Below are 4,428 nucleotides of genomic sequence, written 5' to 3'. Positions count from 1 at the left end.
CTGACCACGCAAAGGTTCGCCATGCGCAGCTGCTGATTATGTACCACCGCCAGCTTCGCCCAGATCGCTTCGTTGCCCGGCCAGCGCGCCTCCACCTCTTTTTTCAGCTGTGCGTTGATGGTGTTGATAATCATCATATGGCGCGGCAGCAGCGTGCGTACCAGACGCAGGTTCCAGCACTCCAGCGCCTCCGGCATCAGCGTATGGTTGGTATAGGCGAAGGTGCGCTGCGTAATGCGCCACGCCTGCTCCCACGACAGCTGATGCTCGTCGAGCAACAGGCGCAGCAGCTCAGGGATCGCCAGCGTCGGGTGGGTATCGTTAAGCTGGATCACCTCATAGTCGGGCAGCGACTCAATCGCCCGGCCCGCCTGATGATGGCGTCGCAGGATATCGGCCAGGGTGCAGGCGCACTGGAAATATTGCTGCATCAGGCGCAGCTTTTTCCCCGCCAGATGGTTGTCGTTAGGGTAGAGCACCTTCGTCAGCTTCTCCGCATCGATACCCTGCTGTTCGGCACGCAGAAAATCGCCGTCGTTAAAGCGTTGCAGATTGAAAGGATGCGCATGTTTCGCCTGCCAGAGGCGCAGCGGCTGGATCACGCCGTTCTGGTAGCCGACGACGGGCAGATCCCAGGCTTCGCCCTGCAACAGAAAAGCGGGTTCCCAGCGCGGAAGGCCGTTCTCCGTCGTGACCTTGCCACCCAGGCCCACCTGCACCGTCAGCGCGGCGTTGTGACGAAACCAGGGGTAGCGGTCACGTCCCCAGTCGTCCGGCTGTTCATGCTGTGCACCCTCGACAAAATGCTGGCGAAACAGGCCGTACTGGTAGTTCAGGCCGTAGCCGATAGCAGGCTGCCCGGTGGTCGCCATGGCGTCGAGAAAACAGGCCGCCAGTCGGCCCAGGCCGCCGTTGCCGAGCGCCGGATCGGTCTCGCGCTCCAGCACCTCGCTCAAGTCAACGCCGCAACCGGCGAGCGCGTCGCTGACCGGCTGATACCAGCCCAGGTTGAGCAGGTTATTTCCCGTCAGCCGCCCGGTCAGAAACTCCATAGAGAGATAGTTAACGTGGCGCTGCGGCCCGTTTGCCGCCTGCGCAGGCAGGTCAGCCATCAGCTCGGCCAGCGCGCCGCTGAGCGCGTGCCACCACTGTTGAGGATTCATCTCCTGCGCGTCACGCAGACCAAAGCGTTGCCACTGGCGCGTAAGCGCGGCGGTAAAACGGTCGGTATCGAAGGGTTGCGGGTTCATGTGTTGTGCTTCCTGTCAGAACGAAAAGGGTATGCGTGCCAGTGTGCCTGCCGTGGTTCTGGCGCTCCTCCTCCCGCATCAAATTCAGCAGGGAGGATAACGAGGGCGGAGAAGCCAGGGTAAATCTGAAAGCGGCGCAGTAGTGTGATTACACTCGCTTTTGTTAAGGCTGCCTTACAGGTTTGCTTGCATTCAGTCATCGAATCGCTGAACGTGTATGAAGATTAATTACGAAGCGTAAAAAAATGATGCGCTGAACGTTAATGGAGAAGCGTGCGCCCATGTTAATACCCTCGAAACTCAGTCGACCCGTTCGCCTTGAAAGCACCGTCACCCGCGATCGCCTGCTGCAAAAGCTCACCGCAGCGGCCAACTATCGGCTGGTTTTGATTACCAGCCCGGCGGGTTACGGCAAAACCACGCTGGTTTCCCAGTGGGCGGCGGATAAAAAGGAACTGGGCTGGTATTCATTAGACGAGGGCGACAATCAGCCGGAGCGTTTTGCTGATTATCTGATTGCGGCGCTGCAACAGGCGACGCAGGGGGGCTGCCGTCGCAGCGAAACGCTGGCGCAAAAGCGGCAGTATGTGAATCTCAACGCGCTGTTCGCCCAGCTGTTTATTGAGCTGACCGAATGGCGGCAGCCGCTCTGGCTGATTATTGATGATTATCATCACATCACTAATCCCGCGATTCATGAGGCGATGCGTTTTTTTCTGCGCCATCAGCCCGACAACCTTACGCTGGTGGTGCTGTCGCGCAACCTGCCGCAGCTCGGCATCGCCAATCTGCGCGTGCGCGAGCAGCTGCTTGAACTGGGCAGCCAGCAGCTGGCGTTTACCCATCACGAAGCGAAACAGTTTTTTGACCGTCGGCTGAGCGCGCCGCTCGCCACCGAGGAGAGCGGACGCCTGTGCGACGATGTTGCGGGCTGGGCGACCGCGCTTCAGCTGATCGCGCTCTCTGCGCGTCAGGGCGGCGGATCGGCGCAGGATTCCGCCCGACGGCTCTCCGGCATCAACGCCAGCCATCTTGCTGACTATCTGGTGGAAGAGGTGCTGGATAATGTCGATGACGCGACGCGCCATTTTCTGCTGAAAACCGCACTGCTGCGCTCAATGAATGATGCGCTCGTCGCCAGCGTGACGGGCGAAGCCAACGGGCGCATGCGGCTGGAGGAGATTGAGCGGCAGGGACTATTCCTGCAGCGTATGGATGATTCAGGACAGTGGTTCAGCTATCACCCGCTGTTTGGCTCGTTCTTGCGCCAGCGCTGTCAGTGGGAGCTGGCAGCCGAGCTGCCTGCGGTGCATCGCGCGGCAGCCGAAAGCTGGGTGGCGCAGGGATTTCCCGGCGAGGCGATTGGCCATGCGCTCGCCTCCGGCGATGTCGATATGCTGCGCGACGTACTGCTGGAGCACGCCTGGACGCTGTTTAATCAGAGCGAACTGGCGCTGCTGGAGACCTCTCTGAAGGCGCTGCCCTGGACGATGCTGCTGGAAAACCCCAGGCTGGTGCTGCTGCAGGCCTGGCTGATGCAGAGCCAGCACCGCTTTTCCGAAGTCAACCGGCTGCTGGCGAAGTTCGAGCAGGCGTGCAGCTGCGAGATCGACGCGGCGCTGCAGGGCGAATTTAACGCCGTACGCGCGCAGGTGGCGATCAACGACGGCAACACCGAGGAGGCGGAGCGGCTTGCCCAGCTGGCGCTGGAGACGCTGCCTGAAACCCGTCGCTACAGCCGTATCGTCGCCACATCGGTACATGGCGAAGTGATGCACTGCAAAGGCGAGCTGAGTCGTTCGCTGGCGCTGATGCGTCAGACCGAACAGATGGCGCGGCGAGATGAAGCCTGGCACTACGTGCTCTGGAGCCTGATCCAGCAAAGCGAAATTCTTTTCGCGCAGGGATTCCTCCAGTCCGCCTGGGAGATTCAGGAAAAAGGGTTCGTGCTGGTGGGCGAGCAGCATCTGGCGCAGTTCCCGCTGCACGAGTTTCTGCTGCGCATTCGCGCCCAGCTGATGTGGGCGTGGGGCCGACTGGACGAGGCAGAACAGGCGGCGCGCGACGGGATGAAAGTATTAAAAGGCTACCCGCCGCAGCAGCAGATCCAGTGTCTGGGGCTGCTGGTGCAGTGCTCGCTGGCGCGCGGTAATCTGGATAACGCGCGCAGCTACCTAAACCGTCTGGAAAATCTGCTGAACAACGGCAGCCTGCACAGTGACTGGATCGCTAACGCCGACAAGGTCAGAGTGATCTACTGGCAGATGACAGGCGACGCGCAGAGCGCCAGCCACTGGATGCGGCATACCGCCAAACCCGCCTTTGCCAATAACCACTTCTTACAGGGCCAGTGGCGCAACGTGGCGCGGGCGCAGATCCTGCTGGGCAATCTCACTCAGGCGGAAGTGGTGCTGGAAGAGCTAAACGAGAACGCGCGCGCGCTGCGCCTGATGAGCGATATGAACCGCAACCTGCTGCTGCTCAATCAGATTTACTGGCAGACCGGGCGTAAAGCCGAGGCGCAGCGCGTGTTAATCGAGGCCCTGAAGCTGGCGCGCAGCACCGGCTTTATCAGCCACTTTGTTATTGAAGGCGAGATTATGGCGCAGCAGCTGCGTCAGCTTATTCAGCTCAACACGCTGGAGGAGCTGGACAACCATCGCGCGCGCCGCATTCTTAATGAGATCAATAAATACCATCGCCATAAATTCGCCCATTTCGACGAGGGCTTCGTCAGCCGCTTACTGAATCATCCTGACGTGCCGGAGCTGATCCGCACCAGTCCCCTGACGCAGCGCGAATGGCAGGTGCTGGGCCTGATCTACTCCGGCTACAGCAACGACCAAATCGCCAGCGAGCTTGATGTTGCCGCCACCACTATCAAAACCCATATCCGCAACCTTTATCAGAAGCTGGGCGTCACCCAGCGCGCCGAAGCGATGCATCAGGCGCAGTCGATGTTGAAAATGATGGGTTACGTATAGCTGCGTCCCCGGCTTTAACTGCCGTTGCCTGAAACAAAGCTGCCGTTGAGTTGCCACTTCTCCTGCTCGTTCACATTAGTCGCGTCGGCGGGCATCCAGGCGGCGATTGTCACTTTAGCGCGCATAACCCTGCCTGTGGCGGGACGGCCATCCTGCCAGAAAGTCAGTACGGTGCCCGGCGTAAAGGCCATTTC

At 60.3% G+C, this 4,428-nt stretch carries 3 protein-coding genes; 1 reads left to right on the top strand and 2 read right to left on the bottom strand.

What is annotated here, in order from left to right; all coding sequences use genetic code 11:
- Nucleotides 1–1,250, bottom strand: a 1,250-nt coding sequence (locus tag B3797_RS14645; RefSeq protein ID WP_311791456.1) for a glycogen/starch/alpha-glucan phosphorylase, incomplete at its 3' end; no start/stop codon positions are given.
- Nucleotides 1,251–1,531: 281 nt separating this feature from the next.
- Here B3797_RS14645 and malT point away from each other — a divergent pair.
- Complete coding sequence (malT, locus tag B3797_RS14640) at nucleotides 1,532–4,234, top strand: HTH-type transcriptional regulator MalT (RefSeq protein ID WP_311791455.1); 2,703 nt, start codon at nucleotides 1,532–1,534, stop codon at nucleotides 4,232–4,234.
- A 14-nt stretch (nucleotides 4,235–4,248) separates the two neighbouring features.
- Here the strand turns inward: malT and B3797_RS14635 are convergent.
- Nucleotides 4,249–4,428 (bottom strand): hypothetical protein (locus B3797_RS14635; RefSeq protein ID WP_311791454.1); only part of this gene is annotated, 180 nt, incomplete at its 5' end.

The sequence above is a fragment of the Pantoea sp. UBA5923 genome (genome assembly GCF_002431095.1).
Lineage (GTDB): Bacteria > Pseudomonadota > Gammaproteobacteria > Enterobacterales > Enterobacteriaceae > Pantoea > Pantoea piersonii.
This window is presented reverse-complemented; position numbering and strand designations above follow the sequence as displayed.

Bases quoted from the DNA above. Each gene is read 5' to 3' on its own strand.
- malT (WP_311791455.1), top strand. From the start codon at position 1,532: ATGTTAATACCCTCGAAACTCAGTCGACCCGTTCGCCTTGAAAGCACC.